Below are 16,834 nucleotides of genomic sequence, written 5' to 3'. Positions count from 1 at the left end.
TTCGCGATAAAGGCCACAGGATTATTGCAAAATGAACTATCGCTAGAGCCGTGTCAGCCGGAATCTGTGCCATCCTTCTCTTAGTTGTTGTGCACAATTAAGGGCGGGACGACGATGAAACGGATAAACATGCTGGTATTGGCAGTTGCCTCGGGCAGTCTGGTAACCGGGTGCAGCAGCCTTAAGCCAAAAAAGGATGTGAGTGAGTTACCGGCACCTTCAGCCGGGATTGAAACCGAATATGTTATTGATAACGCAAATACTGGCTTCTATACCGATGGAGAATGGAAGGAATCCTCGGTTTCTAGCGGGTATATTGGCGAAGACTACCTTGCTGCGGAGGCAGGCAGCGGTGAGAAAACCGCTACCTGGAATCTGAATATCGTGAAGCGGATGGATGTATTCGCCCGATGGACAGCCCACAGTAACCGTGGCTCTAATGTGAAATACATTGTTCATCATCTCAATGACCAGAATAACCTGACCACAACGACGGTTACGGTTGACCAGAGAGAGCTTGGCGGGGAGTGGTTCAAGCTGGGTACCTTCCGGATGTCCACGCTTACCAGCCGTGTCGAGGTTTCGAACAACGCAGACGGTTATGTGATCGCAGATGCAGTGCTTTTCAGAGAAGCTTCCACAACCTCCTCAACGTCCTCTGCGGATGCAGACAATGACAGTATGCCGGATGCCTGGGAGCTTGAGCAGGGTCTTGATCCTACCAACGCACTGGATGCTGATCAGGACCCGGACGGAGATGGCCTGACCAACCTGCAAGAATCCCTGGGCATGACCGACCCACTTAATGCCGACACGGACAGCGATGGCTTGCCGGACGGGTACGAAAACACCTCAGCTCTGGACCCGACCGTGGCAGACAGCGACCTGGACGTCGACAGGGATGGTTATACAAACTACCAGGAGTATCTGGCCGGTACGGACCCGACCGATGCGGCAAGTGTATTGGCTGCGAATACAGTATTGCTCACTTGGGAGCCGCCAGTATCGCGAACTGACGGAAGCAGTCTCTCACCTGAAGAAATTGATTATTACGAATTGAAATATTCGCGAGCGGAGGGTGAGGTTACTGCCGAAATCGTTTCAGATAACGGCTCATCCGGCTTCGTGGTTTATGGACCTGATTCGAGCACCTCTACCGCAACAAGCGGGTATGTGGGCGAGGATTATGTAGCGATGCCTCCAGGGTCTGGTGATAACAGTGCGAGCTGGTTGGTTAACAACGTTTCACCTGGAACTGAGTACCGCATATCCGCTAACTGGACTTCCTACAGAAATCGGGCTACAAACGCGATCTACCGGGTCCAGTATGAGTCTCAGGACGGCACCCTCGATGAGCGGCAGTTCACTGTAGATCAGACCTCAGGTGGCGGACGCTGGCAGAATCTGGGCTCGTTTATCCCTGCTTCCAGCCAGATAACCGTCTCATTGTCGAACGAGGCAGATGGCTACGTGATTGCAGATGCTATTAGACTGGAGCCGGCCACGGTCGCGGGAGCTTCAAAGACGATTAGAATAGAGTCTGATAAAAATCGATCCTACGTCGTTAGTGATCTTCCATCCGGGACTTGGCAATTTCAGATACGGGCTGTGGACACCAAGGGAATCGCGAGTGATTATACTGAACCTCAAGTTAGGATAATCGAATAGTTCGTGCCTTTCCCGAGTTCCGAGAGGCCGGCGATTCTTGATGAAAAGCGTTAAGGAGCGACGTAAGTGGCCTTGGTTTACTTTGATAAATTCATGGAGAGAACCGGTGTTCGAAATTTTGGTGATGACATAAACCCTGTCTTGATGATCAAGTTTTTCAACAAGAGTATTTTGTCATCCGATGAAGTTGCCCTGTTCGGTATTGGGACAATACTGAATGACAAAAACATCAAAAATAATAACCACTATGCGAGAAAGGTGATTTTTAGTTCTGGTGTAGGGTATGGAAAGCTGGAAACAAATTTGGATAATACTTGGGATATCGCTTGTGTCAGGGGCCCGGGGTCGGCGAGGGCGCTGGGGATCGGGGCGGAGAAAGCGATAGCCGATGGCGCTATTTTGTTGTCAGAAGTTTATAAGAAGCCCGTGAAGCAGCGTTCTCGAGCATTATTTATTCCCCATGTCAGTTCCCATCTTTCAACGGGGCGGCTGCTGGCGACAATTGCCGAGAAGCTTGATATGGATTACTTGTCCCCGAGTTGCAATACTGATGAGTTTATCCAAACCGTGGCGAGCGCGCCCTTCATTGTCACGGAAGCAATGCATGGTGCGATTCTCGCGGACACCATGCGGGTTCCTTGGGTTCCTGTAAGTTTCCATGAGTACCATGAGTTTAAGTGGCGGGACTGGATGGATTCTGTGCAATTAAACGGAGGAGCTGTACATCCCTTATCCCCAAAGTGTTGGGATAGAGACGGCAGTCAGCCCATGTCGTCTTTGAAGGTGTGGTACAAAAGTGGGAAGGAGCATTTCCTCAAACTTAAAATTAGAAAGGTGATTGCATCGCAGGAACCGCTCCTTAGTCAGCTAGACATTCTTGAATCAAGGAAACATGCACTTCTGGAAGTAGTGAATGACATCAATAGAAAATACTAGAGTTTATAGCGTAGGCGAAGAGTATGCAGAGAAAATATACTCAGAGACTGCATCACCGCTATTATTCTCTCTTATTTCCTCTGAATAGCGATCCAAGGTTTCCTTTATCGTACTGTCATTCAGGATATCGCTCAGACATTGAGATACCTCCTTAGCAGAAAAGTCGCTTTTATTGATAACTCTTCCGGCGCCCAACTCTTCGACAACCCAGGCGTTGTATGGTTGGTCCCAAATCTGAGGGATACATACCAGTGGTTTTGCGAACCAGAATGCCTCCTGCACTGCTCCAGATCCTGCATGTGAAACAAATCCACGTATGCGTTTGTCTGCCAGTAACGATGGTTGGGGTGCCCAGGATAGCCATCGTATGTCGGAATCATTCCTGAGTCTGTCTGGAATAGGATTAGTTCGAGATACCCAGAGAATTCTGCAATGATTTTCCTTTGCGCCCACTATCAAGCAATCAGATAGCTTTTTGGTTATGGTTACCATGGACCCAAGGCTTACCAGAATGACCGGCTTTTTTGGCTGCATTTCAAGCCAGGCCTCGTCTTCATTGGATATGTTGCCCGCCATCAGCGGTGGAAGTGGACCAAATGCCCGAACATCCCTGCACAAATTAACTTGCTCTTGAAGATAACGGCCTTCTATCGTGGCCATGCCCGTTGTAAACACAGGTTTGGGTCTGGCTGAGAGCTTTCTTTCTGTGATGATGGCATTCCACTCGTGCTCTACGTAGCTCCTCATTTCCCGTATTGAACCAGAAGCCTTCTTATTCAGAGTGCAATTGATCACGTCGAAGGCTTTCCAAATGATCCTGGAAAAGAGTGGGGTTATTTTTCGGGCCAGAGCCGACGACTGTTTAGCGTACGGCTGCGGATTCTGACACTGCTGATTTGACCCTGATGCGCGATGCAAAAGAACGGGAATGCCCAGTTGTTCCCCTGCATGGAGTATGGCTACACCCAATAAGTGTTCGTCGGCAATGATCAGGTTGGGGTTATGCTGTTGAATCTTGTCTTTGAGTAAGGGAAGGCAGGATAATCCTTGATATTGAATGGGCTGGAAGTAATGGGACTCGAAATATCGACTGAAAAATAGCTTTCTATAGAGTGGACTTGTATGGGAAATCTTTCTGAGCAGGGAGTCAGCGTTGGCCGGCAAAATAGGAGGGAGCAAGTCATACTCAAATCCGTGGGCTGCAGGTAGGCTTTTACCCTCTTCTGGTAAAATGAAGCGGCATTCAATATTTTTAGCGGCCAGTATCGACGCAATGCGTAGGAGGGGGATGACATGCCCAGCGTCAGGTATCATTGAGACAAAGGTAATGCGCATTTCCCAATAACCTTCCGTTTAGTCAATAGTCCAGTTTCTTAGCGGATTATCCGAAGTTTTGAGTTGTTCGAAGTTATATTCCGCAGCAACATTACAAATCCTAGAATTGTTTATATCACCGGTAGAGATCAATCCACAAGATCCGAAAAATTCCAGAATTCTGATGGCCCTTTTCGGTGCCACCCACTGTATCTGAAGTTTGGCGGCAGGGCGCTTCTGTCGTCGAATAAGCTTACACGGCATAGTCGGATAACTTTACACATTGCAGAAGGTATGGTTTTATTTTTTATCTAAGATATTGAAATATATAGTTTAAGGCTTCATGGCATAGTTGTCGCTTATTCAGAACGCTTTCCGAAGTAATCAAGATAAACAGGGAACTACCATGAATAAGATGTCGATGTTGGGAGGAGTGTTCGCTGCTTCGTTAGTTGCGCCTGCCTTTGCAATGCCCGTGATTTCCGTCGAAAGTGTGTCTGGCGTTTGGTCGGACGCTATTGGCGGTACCAACGTTAATTACTCTGCTAACGGTAATACAGTTTTATGGGGTGGTGGTCAGCCTCATCAAAGCGGTTACCGGTTTGTTGGAGCAGCGCCTGCCGCGTTTAATGTGGATATTAATCAAGAGTTTGATCTGGGCGACTTCACCCACTTCAACTTTCAGATCGATCGAGGCACTGGTGTAGATAGCGTATTGCTCAGTATTTCAATGGCCATCTCCATTGATGGAAACCCCTACGCTACGCCCCTGGCATTTACGTTCATGCATGAGGAAACGCCGAACTCTGGTGGTGGCTGCTGCGATGACATTGTGTCCTTCGATAGCCTTGTCTCGTCGGATACGTTTGAAGTCGACGGAACCCTGTACACTCTTGATCTCAGGGGCTTCAGCCAAGACGGGGGTCCTACCATGGAGGAGTTGATTACCACTGAAGGAGCCGCCAATGTCGCCCAGCTCAGAGGTGTTTTCACCAAGGTTCCTGAACCCGGCACACTAGCACTGTTTGGGCTGGGACTTGTAGGCCTGGGACTTTCGCGTCGCCGCAAGTAGTGATCTTTGGATAAGTGAAAACCCGGTGTTCGAATGAACGCCGGGTTTTTTTAGCCGCAATAGAATTCAGAGTTGTACATTTTGGAGAAAGCGCTCGAAGATGGCCCGCTGATCGGCGCAGTCAGGATTCTTTGAGCCCTCACAACGTCCTGCAAGCGCCCACAAAGCGCCACGGGCATCCCCCTGGAGCTTGTTAAGAGCCCCTTTTATCTTTACCTCTAGTTGCGACCTGGTGAGCTGGTCGCCTACCTGATACCAGGACCATAAGATAATGTAGGAGCCATCCTCGTTTTTCTGGATGACTGTCTCATTAACGGTATCGAGGCCAGCGCTGTGGTTATTGTTTAGCGTCCGCGAGTTCTTGGACACAAGCTTCCATTCCTTGTGGTCGAAGAGCTGGTTTCCGTAGGCGATCAGTTCTCTGTTCTGGGCCTGGCGCCGATACCCCGTGATTTGTAACTGTACCTGTTCGAGGTCATCGGACACGTACACTCCGCCAAGGTTTATATCTGGTTTTACGTAATCCGGCTGCCATATGCTGGCGTGTCGCAGCGGACCGCTCCAGTCAGAGTTAGGCATGGGCAGTTTCGGCGCCCAGGAGCTGGCCCTGCTCTCTGTTCTGGCATCCAGGGCTGCTGGAACCAACGGTGGTAAGAGCAGAAGTAGGGAAACCATTACGGGCCATTTGATGGAGCTATATTTTTTCCGTGCCATGCCCGCCTCAGGCTTGCGGTGGCTGGGTTTTTCCCCGGAATCCGAGAGGGGCTGCTCAAGTTTGCCTGAGATAAAGAATAGCGGCACCAAGGTAATAACGACGAAAATAACCCACCCGAACAACTCATGGTCCTCAACCAGTGAGGTTTCCATATTGGTGTAATGCCCGGCCGCGATAATCCCGAAGACCCTTATCCAGTTCGCTACCATGGATAGTAAGCCGGCAATAACAATCAAAAGGGCAATACGGGTGTTTGAACGGTAGTAAAGCATTCCGTAAAAAGCCGCTAGAAACAGTGCGACCATCAGATACCGTACGCCACTGCACCCGTCCTCTACCAGGAAGGTTCCAACATCCAGAATAATGAAAAATTCATGGATGGTCGCCGGAATGTCAGCGGCTTGAAGCAGTATGTTGTTAAAAAAAACAGTGATGTGCTGAAGAAGGGGAGAGAAGTCATCCCACAGGGGTACCGCAAAAACGAGCAGTAGAGTTGGCCCCCCGGCGGTGTTTACAAATGCCTTTCCCCATATCGACCAACCCCAGAACAGGATGATCAGAGGAACAAGCAGGAGGCGGAACAGCCGGATATCGGCGGCCTGAGAAAGGATGAGAACCGCAATAGAGCCGGTCAGTAGAAACAACCCGAGAGGTGAGCCGTTTATTGTCAGAGCCCTGAGGGATTGTCTTCTTCGGTACAGTAGAAAGAAGACGCCCCCCAGGACCAGAAACCCGTGGTTGTAGACGATTGAGTCGTACCACAGGTGAAAAAAGGACCGCCATTCGGCCCAGAGCCCAACCGTCAGCAGCGGAATGGCGGCCAGCCAGAGGTACCGCCTTGTTACAGCTCGATCCATTAGCCCTGATCACCAAATTTTTCCAAAATTCGTTGGGCATCTGCGTTCTTGCCAAGAGCTCGGTATGCCTCTGCGAGATGCAATGCGATTTCTTCGGATTCGGGTTGAAGCTTGTGGGCCTTTTCAAGGATAGGCAAGCTATCTTCATGGTTGCCAGCTTTTAGCATGATCCATCCATAAGTGTCCGCAATAGCAGCATTCTCAGGAGCAAGATCATAAGCTTTTCTGGCCATGGGTACAGCTCGCTCATCGCCTGTTTCGTGATAAAGCCAGGCCAGATTATTGAGGACAAGGGTATTCTCGGGCATTGAATCCAGTAATTTTTCGTAATTGGCTTTGGCTTTTTCTTTGTCGCCCTCAGACTGCTGAAGCAGGGCGATTCTCAGGCGCAGCTGCGTGTTATCCGGGTAGGTATCAATACCGGCCTCAAGAAGAGAGAGAGCTTCAGCTTCTTTACCGGCTCTCTGCAGGACTTCGGCATAGGCATTCATGATGCCTGCGTTGGGCTGTTTGTCCATTGCCAGCTGATAGAACTCGGCCGCCTGTTGAAGCTCTCCCTGGTTTTCGAAATAACGGGCCTCAATCAGATACGGTCTTGGAGAATCAGGGTGAAGCTTCTTCGCTTCCTGGAGAATGCTGCGGGCTTCATCGTTTTTCCCGGCGACAAATGCCTGTTGAGCCGCCTGAAGCGAAATCGCCTCATTTTCGGGGAAAAGAACCCGGGCGCGGTTAAGAACAACCGAAGCGCGATCAGCTTCTCCGGCTTGTCTGAGCCTCGCCGCTGCATTGTTGTAGATGCTCGCGACAAAAGGGGCTGCTCGTGAAGGCGTGTTTTCCTCCTCTCGCTCAAGCAATGATGCCGTAAGTTCGTCCGCTTCCTGAGGATTATCCTGGCGTAGCGCCAGTTCCAGAAGAATGAGCCGCGGGCCCGTTGCGTCGGGATTCTCTTCGAGAACCTCTCGCATGAAACGTTCGGTTTCGTCCTGGTCCAGAACCGAAGTCAGTCCCTGAAGGGCTGTCCGATTGTCTGGCGCGAGTTTGACGGCTCTGCGGAACTGCTTCTGTGCCTCGGCCTGGTTTTTTTGGTTTAACGCCAGTCTACCCAGCGCAATAGCCGGAGCCGGGGCATCACCATCTATTTCGAGCGCTCGCGTGAAATATCCGCGGGCTTCGTCGATTTTGTTTTGGCTTGCAGACAGGTTTCCCCGAATAATCAGCGCATTGATGTTGTCCGGATCCTCCTTGATCCACTCTGATGCTGTCTCAATCGCTGAAGCTACGTCGCCAGAGCTTGCCTGGGCATGAATCAGGAGGCTTCGGGCCTGTTCCTGATCGGACACCTTATCAAGAACCTTCGTTATCTGGTCTATCGCTCGTGAATAATCTCCACGCTGAATCAGATAGTTGGCGTATCGCAGTCGCAACTGATTGTTGTCAGGGTTAAGTTCCAGAGCTTTGTCCATCAGCGCTTCGCCGGTCTCAGTATCGCCGCTTGCAAGCGATGCGATTGCTACCAGGGCGAGCGTTTCGGGATCCGAGTCTTTGCCTTCGACCTTATCGAGTATTTCCTGGGCGCCTTGAGGATTGCGCATTTGTAGTCGGGTGGCCGCTAATAGCTTGCTTGCCACCTCCGAATCCCCCATTTCGGCAATGGGGGCCAGGAGTTTTTCAGCCTCCTCAACACGACCCTGTCGAAACCGCACCAGGCCCAGCATCAGCGCGGATGGCTCATGACTAGGAGCTTGGGCGCGGACCTCCTCCAGGTATCGCGCTGCGTTGGTGAGGTCGCCCTGGTCCAGTGCTTCCTGAGCTGCTGTCAGGTTGCTCTTGATCGTGCCCGGTGCAGATTTGGCCAGTATTTCTTCATAGACAAACGCCTCTGATTGCTTTCCCTGCGCTCTTAAAACACGTATCAGGGCAGAGATCGTGGCGTATTTGCGCTGAGTCATCACATCGTATTGGCCGATGTCTTCGAGCGCTCTGATGTAACTGTCTTCCGCTTTCGACCATTGTTCTTGCGCGTGAGCCATCTGAGCTTTCCAAAGCCAGAGCTCGGTATTCTCATTATCAATCTGTTCTGCTTCAGCCACGAGTTCTTGAGCTTTTTCCTTGTCACCCCCAGTGAAAGCGGTTTTTGAAAGACCGATTACCGGTTCAACCGCTCCCGGGTCAATTGCTCTGGCTTTCTCAAAGGCGGCACTGGCTTCTTCGAGACGACCAGCTGCCAAATAGATCTTGCCTTCAAGAATGGCAGCCTCAGTCTCAACTGGCCGGTCGGGTGCGGCAATTCTATTGAGTGCGGTTAAAGCTTGCTCATGCTGGTTTAGCATCAGGTCTGCCTCGGCAGAAATGAGGCTGGCGCGGTTTCTGACCTCGGTGCTGATTTCTTCCTCGGGGATTTGCTTCATGACCCAGTCGAGCTGCCTTGCAGCATTTATTGCATCGCCTGCCTTCAGAAGGTTATCGATGATCAGAAAATAAGGGTCAATTTTCTCCGGCTGCAACTCAATCGCACTGCGTGCCTCCAGCGTACTGGCCTTGAGCTCACCCTGGCGCTGGAAAAAGCGCGACTGGTCGAGGTGGCTGATGTACTGGATTTCTTCCGGGCTCATTTCAGTGTTGCCCTCACCGCAGCCGGCGAGGGTGAGTGAAATGGCAACTGAAAGAAGGGTAGCGCGCACTACTGACACTGGTTTCATGGGGCCTGTTCCTTTCCCTTTTGGGTCTTGTTTTGGATTCCCTGCCTGCAACCTAGGCACTTGGTGATTCAGATGACGTTCTTATCCGGTATTTGTCAGTCAGGTTATAAAGTGTTGGCCGGGTAACGCCCAGTAAACGCGAGGCCTGCGCCATATTGAAACCGCAGGACTGAAGTGCCTGTAAAATTGCCGCTCGCTCGGCGTTTTCACGCACTTGCCGCAGATTGAGCTGACTGTCGTGGCCTCCCTCGTCACAGCTGAGCTGAAGGTCGGCAGCGGTCACCCGTTTACCATCTGCCATGATGGTGGCTCGCTTCACCTTGTTGATCATTTCCCGCACGTTACCGGGCCAAGGGTAGTTCTTGATGGCTTTGATGGCATCTTCTGTAAAAGCGAGGTTGGGGCGGTCCATTTGTTTGCCGAGGGATTGCAACAACGATTGCGAGATCACCAGGGCATCGCCCTCCCGGTCCCTCAGGGCGGGCACATCCAGGGTGATTTCGCTGACACGGTAGTAAAGGTCCTCGCGGAAGGTGCCCTCTTTAATGAGCTCCTGAACGTCCCGGTGGGTGGCACAGACCACCCGCACGTCCACCGATATCGATTTTACCGAGCCAACGCGATCAATCACCCGTTCCTGCAGGAATCGCAGTAGCTTGGCTTGCAGCGCCATGGGCATGTCGCCGATCTCGTCCAGGAACAGGGTGCCACCGTTGGCACTTTCTATTTTGCCTTTTTTGCTTTGGGTGGCGCCGGTGAATGAGCCTTTCTCAAACCCGAACAGCTCACTCTCAAGGAGGTTTTCGGGGATGGCCGCACAGTTGATAGCCGCAAAGGGCTTGTCTGCACGATGGCTCCGATCGTGAAGGGCTCGTGCCAGCAGTTCCTTGCCGGTGCCGGTTTCCCCGATGATCAGAGTGGTTACATCGGTGGGAGCGACCTTCTCAAGGGTACGGCAAACAGAGAGCATCTGGGGACTGGCGGCAACAATGCCCTTTATGCTGGTGCCGTTGTACTCCCGAGCGAGCTCTCGGTTGTTCCGTTCCAGCTCCGCCAACCTGAACGCGCGGTTCACCACAAAGGTCAGGATGTCGGCATCCAGCGGTTTCTGATAGAAGTCGCTCGCACCCATGCCGATGGCTTTCACGGCGTTTTCTTTGTCTTCCCGCCCGGTGACTACGATCACTTTGGTCATCGGGGCCAGTTGGAGAATGTCCTCAAGCAGTCTGAACCCTTCTGTGGCTCCACCGGCGTCCGGCGGAAGACCGAGATCAAGGGTTACCACCTCAGGCTCATCCCGCCTCAGGCAGGTGAGTGCTGATTCCCGGTCGGATGCCAGGGACACTTCCAGATCTTCGCTGAAACACCAGCGCATCTGGCTCTGGAGGCCGGGATCATCTTCTACAATCAAGAGTCGTCTGGTCACAACTACAACAAGTCCTTTTTAAAGATAATTCCACACTACTGATTCTCAACCGAACATTGACACTTTGCAACGCCGGTTTTTGTTCCTGATCAATAATGACGATTATTTGGCGCTTTGTATGGGGTTTCGAGAGTCGGAAGCTGATCTTGATGCCTTAATACCCTGTGTCATGAGCTTTTCGTCAGCGAGTGGTATCCGGATGGAAAAACAGGATCCGATACCCGGTTCACTGGTGACATCGATGTTACCGCCGATTTTCCGGATATATTCGCGGGCCTGATACGCGCCGATGCCCATACCGGTAAGCCCCTTGGTGCTCTCAAACGGCTTGAATAATTGGGTGGAGACAAACTCTCTGGTCATGCCCGATCCGGAGTCCTGAATGAACAGGACCGCATTGCCTTTTGCGATTTTCAGGGCAATCGTAATTTCACCATTCTGAGAAGTGGCGTCCTGGGCATTTTGAATCAGGTGGCCGAGAACGCTGCGGAGCTGCTCCGGATCAGCTTTGATGAGAGCTTCTGGAGTTTCTCCTTCCAGGTGTGGGGCTGGTGCCTGGTGTTGATGATGTTCGATGAGCTCCGTCACCAGGTTGGTAAGATTTACCGGCTTTAGCGGGTCCTCGGCATCGGTGGCAGGTCTGCGAATGTGGTCTACCAGGCTCGACATTTTCCGCACCGCATGGTCGGTAGTGTTGATCATGTCGTCAATGAACGCGGGGTTATTCCGGTGCCTCGGTGCATTCTTCACCAGAAGCGACAGCTGGGCTATCACCGTTTTGAGGTCGTGAACCATGAAGGCCGAAGCCTTGCTCACCGCCTCAAACTGCATCGCTCTGGCGAGCCGGTTTTGTGCGTCGGCCTGGGCAAGCAGGTTACAGGTTTGGCGGGCAACGACTTTGATCAGGTCGAAGTTCTCCCAGTTCAGAACAACACGTGAATAGGGGTTGCCAACCAGTGCCATGCCGTAGAGATCGTTACCCAGGTACAACGGAATAATCAGCCATCCGTCAGGAGTTTTTGCGATGGCGTCCGGTATTTCCAGGAGGTTGTAGCCGACAGGGTCCGATTGGTATTCATGCAAATCAACAATCCATTCTCGCTCCGAGAAAAAACGGACCAGTTCCGCATCGCTATCAATCATGGTGTGTTTGGGGGTAGAGAGATTGACGGCCGCTTTAAGCACGTAGCCATCTCTCTCGCCTTTTAGCCAGATTGCACCGCCATTGCTTTCGACCAGGCCCGCCAGAATACGGATGACACGTTCAGGCAGTGGCGGATCGTCACTGAGATCGGCCAGTTCCCGGGTCATTTTCAGCCATTCTTCCCGGTAATCGTATTTGTAGTCGAAAAAGTTCTGGCTGATCCGCACCATGAGTTTGGCGCGTATCCGCCGCGACAGCAGCAGAGTTGTCAGGAAAACCAGTGAGATTGTGAAAAACAGGACCTGGAGTGCATCCCCCCATTCCCCGCCAAGCACCTGAACATAGTAGCCCCCCAGCGCCAGGAACAGCAGATAACCGCCAGCGAACACCAGGGTTCCTGCATGAAATACCGCTGAACGGGACAGCTGGAAATCGACCGGTTGCTTGCGTGTGTTGATGACGTTGACCGCGAACAGGGGGGTAAGCAGGGCATTGACGAACCCGCGGGCGCTCCAGAAGGAATCCGCTACCTGCCCGAACAGCAGGGCATCGGCATACATGAAGAAATCAAAGGCAAGGATGGAGGCAACGCCGATGCAGATATATTTGATACTGGAGCGGCCAAAGCTGGGGGAGTTTCTCCAGATTTGCTCCACCAGGGATAGGCCCAGCAGGGAAAGGCCGATCTGGCCAAGCAGTTTGACTTTGCCGGTGGACAATTCGACGCTTCCGAAATGCTCAATCACACTGCTGCTGATTAACAGGACCAGCAAAATGATGGCGCTGGCACCGAGAATTTTCTTGACCTTGCCAGTGAGTTTGGTTTCCCGCAACCCGTCTTTGAGCAGGACTATCAGGAGGTAAATCCAGGCGGCGTCCCGGACCAGTTCCGTCAGGTAGCGGATGTTAAATCCCGGGTGACCCCAGAGACTCTGGCTGACGATAGTCAGCGCCCAAAAGGCTGACACGAATGCTGCGAGGGCTAGCGCCCGGTCTACGCCACGGCGCAAGTAGCGCGCGGCTACCAGGATGCCAAGTAGCCCGAACGTAATCGCCGCAAGCGAATAGCTGAGTACGTCCATGTTGCTGAACATGCCGAAGCACCCCGAAAAAAGAAATCCCTGTCAAAGCATAGCCGTGTTTGTCTTCTAACGTAACTTATGTAGCCGCTGACACCCTAAACCGGCCGCTTGTTCTCCCGGTAAAACCGGAAAATCTCCTTCAGTGGCCGTTTCGGTTTGAATCCGAATTCATTGGCAAACGCCCTGCCATCAATCACCACAGGGTATTTGAAAAAAGCCAACAAATACGACGGGAAGCTGCGTAGCTTTAGTGTGCTCAGAATGAATTTCGGCAGAATAGGGGGAATTGAGGGCACAGGTATGCGCGTACAACCGCAAAGTTTGAGGGCATGCTGGTAGGCCACCCAATCCTGGGGCGCCACGTTGTATACACCCCGTGTCGGCTTTTTATACGCCAGGACGATGGCATCTGCCATGTCATCAATATGGATGAACTGCATCATCGGGGAGAAGCCGGCCAGCACCGGTGCCCGCTCACTCGCCAGCAGAGTGCTGATGGTGTTGCGTACACCGGGGCCAACGATGTTGCAGGGGCGCAGAATGGTGATGTTGAGTTCCGGGTAACGCCAGAGGTAAATGTTGGCCAGGTTTTCCAGTTCCACGGAATCCACCAGATCGGCACTCAGACCGGCGCTTTTCAGAGGGGCGGACTCGTCGATGAGCGCGGGGTTGTAGGCCACGGCACCGTATACGTGAAAGGTGGAGAGTACCACCACGCGTCTGATGCCGTACTTGTGGCTCAGGTCCAGCAGTTTCTGGGTGCCCAGCACGTTGGCGTTGTAACGTCGCATCCGGGTGAGCTGGCTGGACATGACACGGCCCATGTGGATCACGCCATCAAACTGGTAGCGCCGGAACAGGTCTTCAAAAACGCGTTTATTGAAATCTATGCGGTAGCTTGGGATATCGTCACCCAGGTAAACCTGTTCCCGGAAGTCTACGGCGACCAGGTCGCAGGTGTCCCGGAGCTGGTTGATCACTTTCTGGGCCAGTGCGCCGGCGGCACCGGTGACGAGGATGTGGGGTCTGTGTTGCTCGGTCATCAGAAAAGCCTTTTCCTCTCGCTCAGTCCTTTGTCGATCAGTCGGCTGATCTCCGCTTTCACTGTTTCCACCCGTTCGGTGACCTGTTCTTCAGGGATTTCCAGGTTGTCGAAGTACATCGGGGTACCGAAATTCAGGTGCACCTTGGCCGGAAGCACCACGGGCAGGGCTATGGGCGCATAGGGAATGCCAAGCGCTTTGGCCAGGGGTTTGATATTGGCGATGGCCGGGATAGTTTCTTCGCAGCCCACCACGCCCACCGGCACAATCGGGGCTTTGTATTTCATAGCCAGATGCATGAAGCCGTTGCCAAATCGTTTGAGCTGGTAGCGGTCCCGGTAGAGCTTGCCGGAACCCCGCACGCCCTCGGGGAAAACAATCACGGCTTCATCGTTGGCCAGCATCTTGGCGCAGTTGACCGGGTCACCCAGCACCGCCCCCACTTCATTCAGCAGATTGCCGAGCCAGGGGACGGTGGGGAAGAAGCGTTCGATCATGGCCCGGGGAATACGGGCATTTTCCTTTCGGGAAGCCAGCGCGTAGCCGACCAGTAATCCGTCAATGGGCAACTGGCCGCTGTGATTGGCAATGATGAGCACCGGGCCCTCGGCGGGAATGTTCTCGACTCCGTGAGCCTCTACCCGGAAGTACTTCTCATAGATCTGTTTGGTAATCGAGAGGCCGTACTTCATGGCCTCGTTATTATACCCCCAGGGGTCATAGCCAAGGGTTCCGATGGGTTTTCGGATCCGGTTGATATGTTCGTCCAGTTCCGCCGGAACCAGTCTGGATTTCAGAAATGATGCCAGGCTCATGCTTTTCTTCCGATTGAAACGCCCAAAGTGTGACTCTGTCCTTTATTAAGCACCCGATAATCGCCGGCGGCATTGGCGGTTTCGACACAGAGCATCGACTGCCAGGCCGTGTCCGGGAAATCCGACAGTCGCGCTGCTTTTTCCGGGCCGGGATTCCAGACCACGGTGGAATCACTGCCAACCGCCGAGAGCTTGCGAGTGGTTCTGGGGGTCACGATGGTCATCGGTTCACCACTCTCATAAATACGGTCGGTCTCGCCTTCGAAATAGACCGGGCCCTCCTGGTTTCGATATTCCCAGTTACTGAGGGTATCGAGGTATTGGCTGCCACCAAGCCCCAGAACCCGCGTGCGACTGAGATCGGTGGTGGGAAAGTAGGTGTGCAAGGCCTGGCTGAAGGCGAGGGGATCGTTACTGAGGTTCGTGGTGGTCAGTGCCAGTTGGCAACCCCGGATTGAGAAGCTGAAGGTGAGCAGCGCCAGGGCGTGACCGGTCCAGACATCGCTGAAATCTTCATTGGCGTCCAGGGACAGGCTGATCTCTACCTCATGGGCACTCTCGCGGACATCCTCAAGCTTCCATAGGGCTGTGCGGGCAAATCCGTGGGCGCTTTCGGTATGAATTCGTTTCCGGACCTCTGGCGCGTTTTTGCCAGGATCGCCAAACCACGGCCAGCACACCGGAACGCCGCCCCGGATGGCACGGCCCGGCTCATATCGGGCGGTGGGGCTCATCCACAGCCAGTCCGCTTCGTCCTGGGGTGCAAAACGAGCCAGGTGGGCGCCTTGCAGGACAATGGTGGCCTGAAACAGGGGGTGATGTACCGCAAGGGCTTCGAGCTGCCCGATGGTTTTCCAGCGCGTGAAGGACCATTGGCCCGGAGAAAGTGATATCGGTGGCCTGTTACTGCTTTCTGACATGGTGAGTTACTGATCAAACCCGGTTAAGTGTATTTGCCTACCCAGAGAGTAAATTAAAACTGCCGCCCCGGCGAGAATTGAGCCTAAAATACGTTCAAATTCTGCCCGAGGCCCGCAGATGGAAACGCCGGTAGTCATCCCAATTCATGATCCGTTGATCACGCCCGTCAGTGCTGTGCAAGGTGCTGTTGCTGGCAGTGATATTCGGCAAACAGCCCCGGTGCACGATCGGTTGGATCCGGTTTCTGAGTCCTGGCTGGATGAGCTGGCCCTGGGGTTGAGTGAGCAGGGCTGGATGACACTGGATGTGAGGGCTCGGTTAGGCCACGACCTCTTGGCGGCTTTGCAGAAGGAAGTTGAAATTCTGGACCGAACAGATGCCATGAAAAAGGCCGGTATCGGCCGGGGCAATGATCTAATGCGTGACCGGTCGGTTCGCCGTGACAAGATTGCCTGGTTGCAGGGGGTCACCGCGCCCCAGGTCGCCCTGTTTGAATTTTTTGATGCTATCCGTCAAGGGCTGAATCAGCGCCTGTTCCTCGGCCTGAAACGGTTTGAAGCGCATTACGCCACGTATCATCCCGGTGATTTCTATAAGAAGCACCTGGACAGTTTTCACGGCCGTGCGTCCCGTGTGGTCAGCCTGGTGCTTTATCTCAATGAACACTGGCAGGCGTCCGACGGCGGCGCCCTTCAGATATTTAACCGGGATATTGAGCGCGAGGCATGCGGCACTGTGTTGCCCGAGGCCGGACGCATGGCATTGTTCATGAGTGAGGAGGTCCCTCACGAGGTGCTTCCGGCGAATCGTACCCGTTATAGTCTGGCCTGCTGGTTCCGGCAGGATGAGGTGCCATTGCCGCTGTAGCCTTTACCCCTGCAAAAACGGGTATCTTGGTTGGGCGGGGATTTCTCATTGTAGTCCGCAAACCCTTTTGCTAATATGCGCGCCGCTTTCAGGGAATTGTCCTGAAACGCCGTTATGGTGGCTCCATTGGTGCCTCCGCAACATGAAACCGTGAACCCGGTCAGGCCCGGAAGGGAGCAGCCGAAGCGGTGGAATTGTGTGCCGGGGTGTCGCTGATGGAGTCACCCCCAGTTTTTCTCTCCCCGATTCACTCCCTGTATTGTCGTCATGCGTTC

12 protein-coding genes and 1 other RNA gene are annotated in these 16,834 nt (G+C 53.1%); 5 read left to right on the top strand and 8 right to left on the bottom strand.

Annotated features, from left to right (window positions below; all coding sequences use genetic code 11):
* Positions 1–114: 114 nt before the first annotated feature.
* Positions 115–1,668: a hypothetical protein gene (locus ACN0XM_RS10115; RefSeq protein ID WP_417566814.1), complete on the top strand. Its 1,554-nt coding sequence runs from the start codon at positions 115–117 to the stop codon at positions 1,666–1,668.
* A gap of 66 nt (positions 1,669–1,734) precedes the next feature.
* Positions 1,735–2,604, top strand: a complete 870-nt coding sequence (locus ACN0XM_RS10110; RefSeq protein ID WP_417566813.1) for a polysaccharide pyruvyl transferase family protein — start codon at positions 1,735–1,737, stop codon at positions 2,602–2,604.
* 3 nt (positions 2,605–2,607) lie between these two features.
* Here the strand turns inward: ACN0XM_RS10110 and ACN0XM_RS10105 are convergent, their stop codons facing one another.
* Positions 2,608–3,939 carry a glycosyltransferase gene (locus tag ACN0XM_RS10105; RefSeq protein ID WP_417566812.1) on the bottom strand — a complete coding sequence of 444 codons (1,332 nt, stop codon included), beginning with the start codon at positions 3,937–3,939 and terminating at the stop codon, positions 2,608–2,610.
* A gap of 385 nt (positions 3,940–4,324) precedes the next feature.
* Between ACN0XM_RS10105 and ACN0XM_RS10100 the strand changes: the two genes are divergently transcribed.
* Positions 4,325–4,990, top strand: a complete 666-nt coding sequence (locus tag ACN0XM_RS10100; protein ID WP_417566811.1) for a THxN family PEP-CTERM protein — start codon at positions 4,325–4,327, stop codon at positions 4,988–4,990.
* Between the two features lie 66 nt (positions 4,991–5,056).
* Here ACN0XM_RS10100 and xrtA read toward each other — a convergent pair whose 3' ends face one another.
* The 7 genes from xrtA to ACN0XM_RS10065 form a co-directional block, all read right to left on the bottom strand.
* Positions 5,057–6,562 (bottom strand): exosortase A, encoded by a 1,506-nt coding sequence (gene xrtA, locus ACN0XM_RS10095; protein WP_417566810.1) that lies wholly within the window; start codon positions 6,560–6,562, stop codon positions 5,057–5,059.
* Positions 6,562–9,261, bottom strand: a complete 2,700-nt coding sequence (locus ACN0XM_RS10090) for a tetratricopeptide repeat protein (RefSeq protein ID WP_417566809.1) — start codon at positions 9,259–9,261, stop codon at positions 6,562–6,564. Before ACN0XM_RS10090 ends, xrtA begins: the two co-directional genes overlap by 1 nt.
* Before the next feature lie 52 nt (positions 9,262–9,313).
* Positions 9,314–10,687 carry a PEP-CTERM-box response regulator transcription factor gene (gene prsR / locus ACN0XM_RS10085; RefSeq protein WP_417566808.1) on the bottom strand — a complete coding sequence of 458 codons (1,374 nt, stop codon included), beginning with the start codon at positions 10,685–10,687 and terminating at the stop codon, positions 9,314–9,316.
* A gap of 102 nt (positions 10,688–10,789) precedes the next feature.
* Positions 10,790–12,925: an XrtA/PEP-CTERM system histidine kinase PrsK gene (gene prsK, locus ACN0XM_RS10080; RefSeq protein ID WP_417566807.1), complete on the bottom strand. Its 2,136-nt coding sequence runs from the start codon at positions 12,923–12,925 to the stop codon at positions 10,790–10,792.
* 83 nt (positions 12,926–13,008) lie between these two features.
* Positions 13,009–13,956, bottom strand: a complete 948-nt coding sequence (locus tag ACN0XM_RS10075) for an SDR family oxidoreductase (protein WP_417566806.1) — start codon at positions 13,954–13,956, stop codon at positions 13,009–13,011.
* The gene (locus ACN0XM_RS10070) at positions 13,956–14,771 is read right to left on the bottom strand and encodes a lysophospholipid acyltransferase family protein (protein WP_417566805.1); all 816 of its coding nucleotides are present in this window, start codon (positions 14,769–14,771) and stop codon (positions 13,956–13,958) included. Before ACN0XM_RS10070 ends, ACN0XM_RS10075 begins: the two co-directional genes overlap by 1 nt.
* On the bottom strand, positions 14,768–15,691 hold the full coding sequence (locus ACN0XM_RS10065; protein WP_417566804.1) for a D-hexose-6-phosphate mutarotase: 924 nt from the start codon (positions 15,689–15,691) through the stop codon (positions 14,768–14,770). The genes ACN0XM_RS10070 and ACN0XM_RS10065 overlap by 4 nt, the downstream gene beginning before the upstream one ends.
* Positions 15,692–15,809: 118 nt before the next feature.
* On the opposite strand from ACN0XM_RS10065, the gene ACN0XM_RS10060 reads away from it, so the two are divergent.
* Both ACN0XM_RS10060 and ffs read left to right on the top strand, forming a co-directional pair.
* Positions 15,810–16,559: a 2OG-Fe(II) oxygenase gene (locus tag ACN0XM_RS10060; protein WP_417566803.1), complete on the top strand. Its 750-nt coding sequence runs from the start codon at positions 15,810–15,812 to the stop codon at positions 16,557–16,559.
* A gap of 124 nt (positions 16,560–16,683) precedes the next feature.
* Positions 16,684–16,780: signal recognition particle sRNA small type (gene ffs, locus ACN0XM_RS10055), an RNA gene on the top strand.
* Positions 16,781–16,834: the final 54 nt, after the last annotated feature.

The sequence above is a fragment of the Marinobacter sp. genome (genome assembly GCF_048269445.1).
Taxonomy (GTDB): Bacteria; Pseudomonadota; Gammaproteobacteria; order Pseudomonadales; family Oleiphilaceae; genus Marinobacter.
This window is presented reverse-complemented; position numbering and strand designations above follow the sequence as displayed.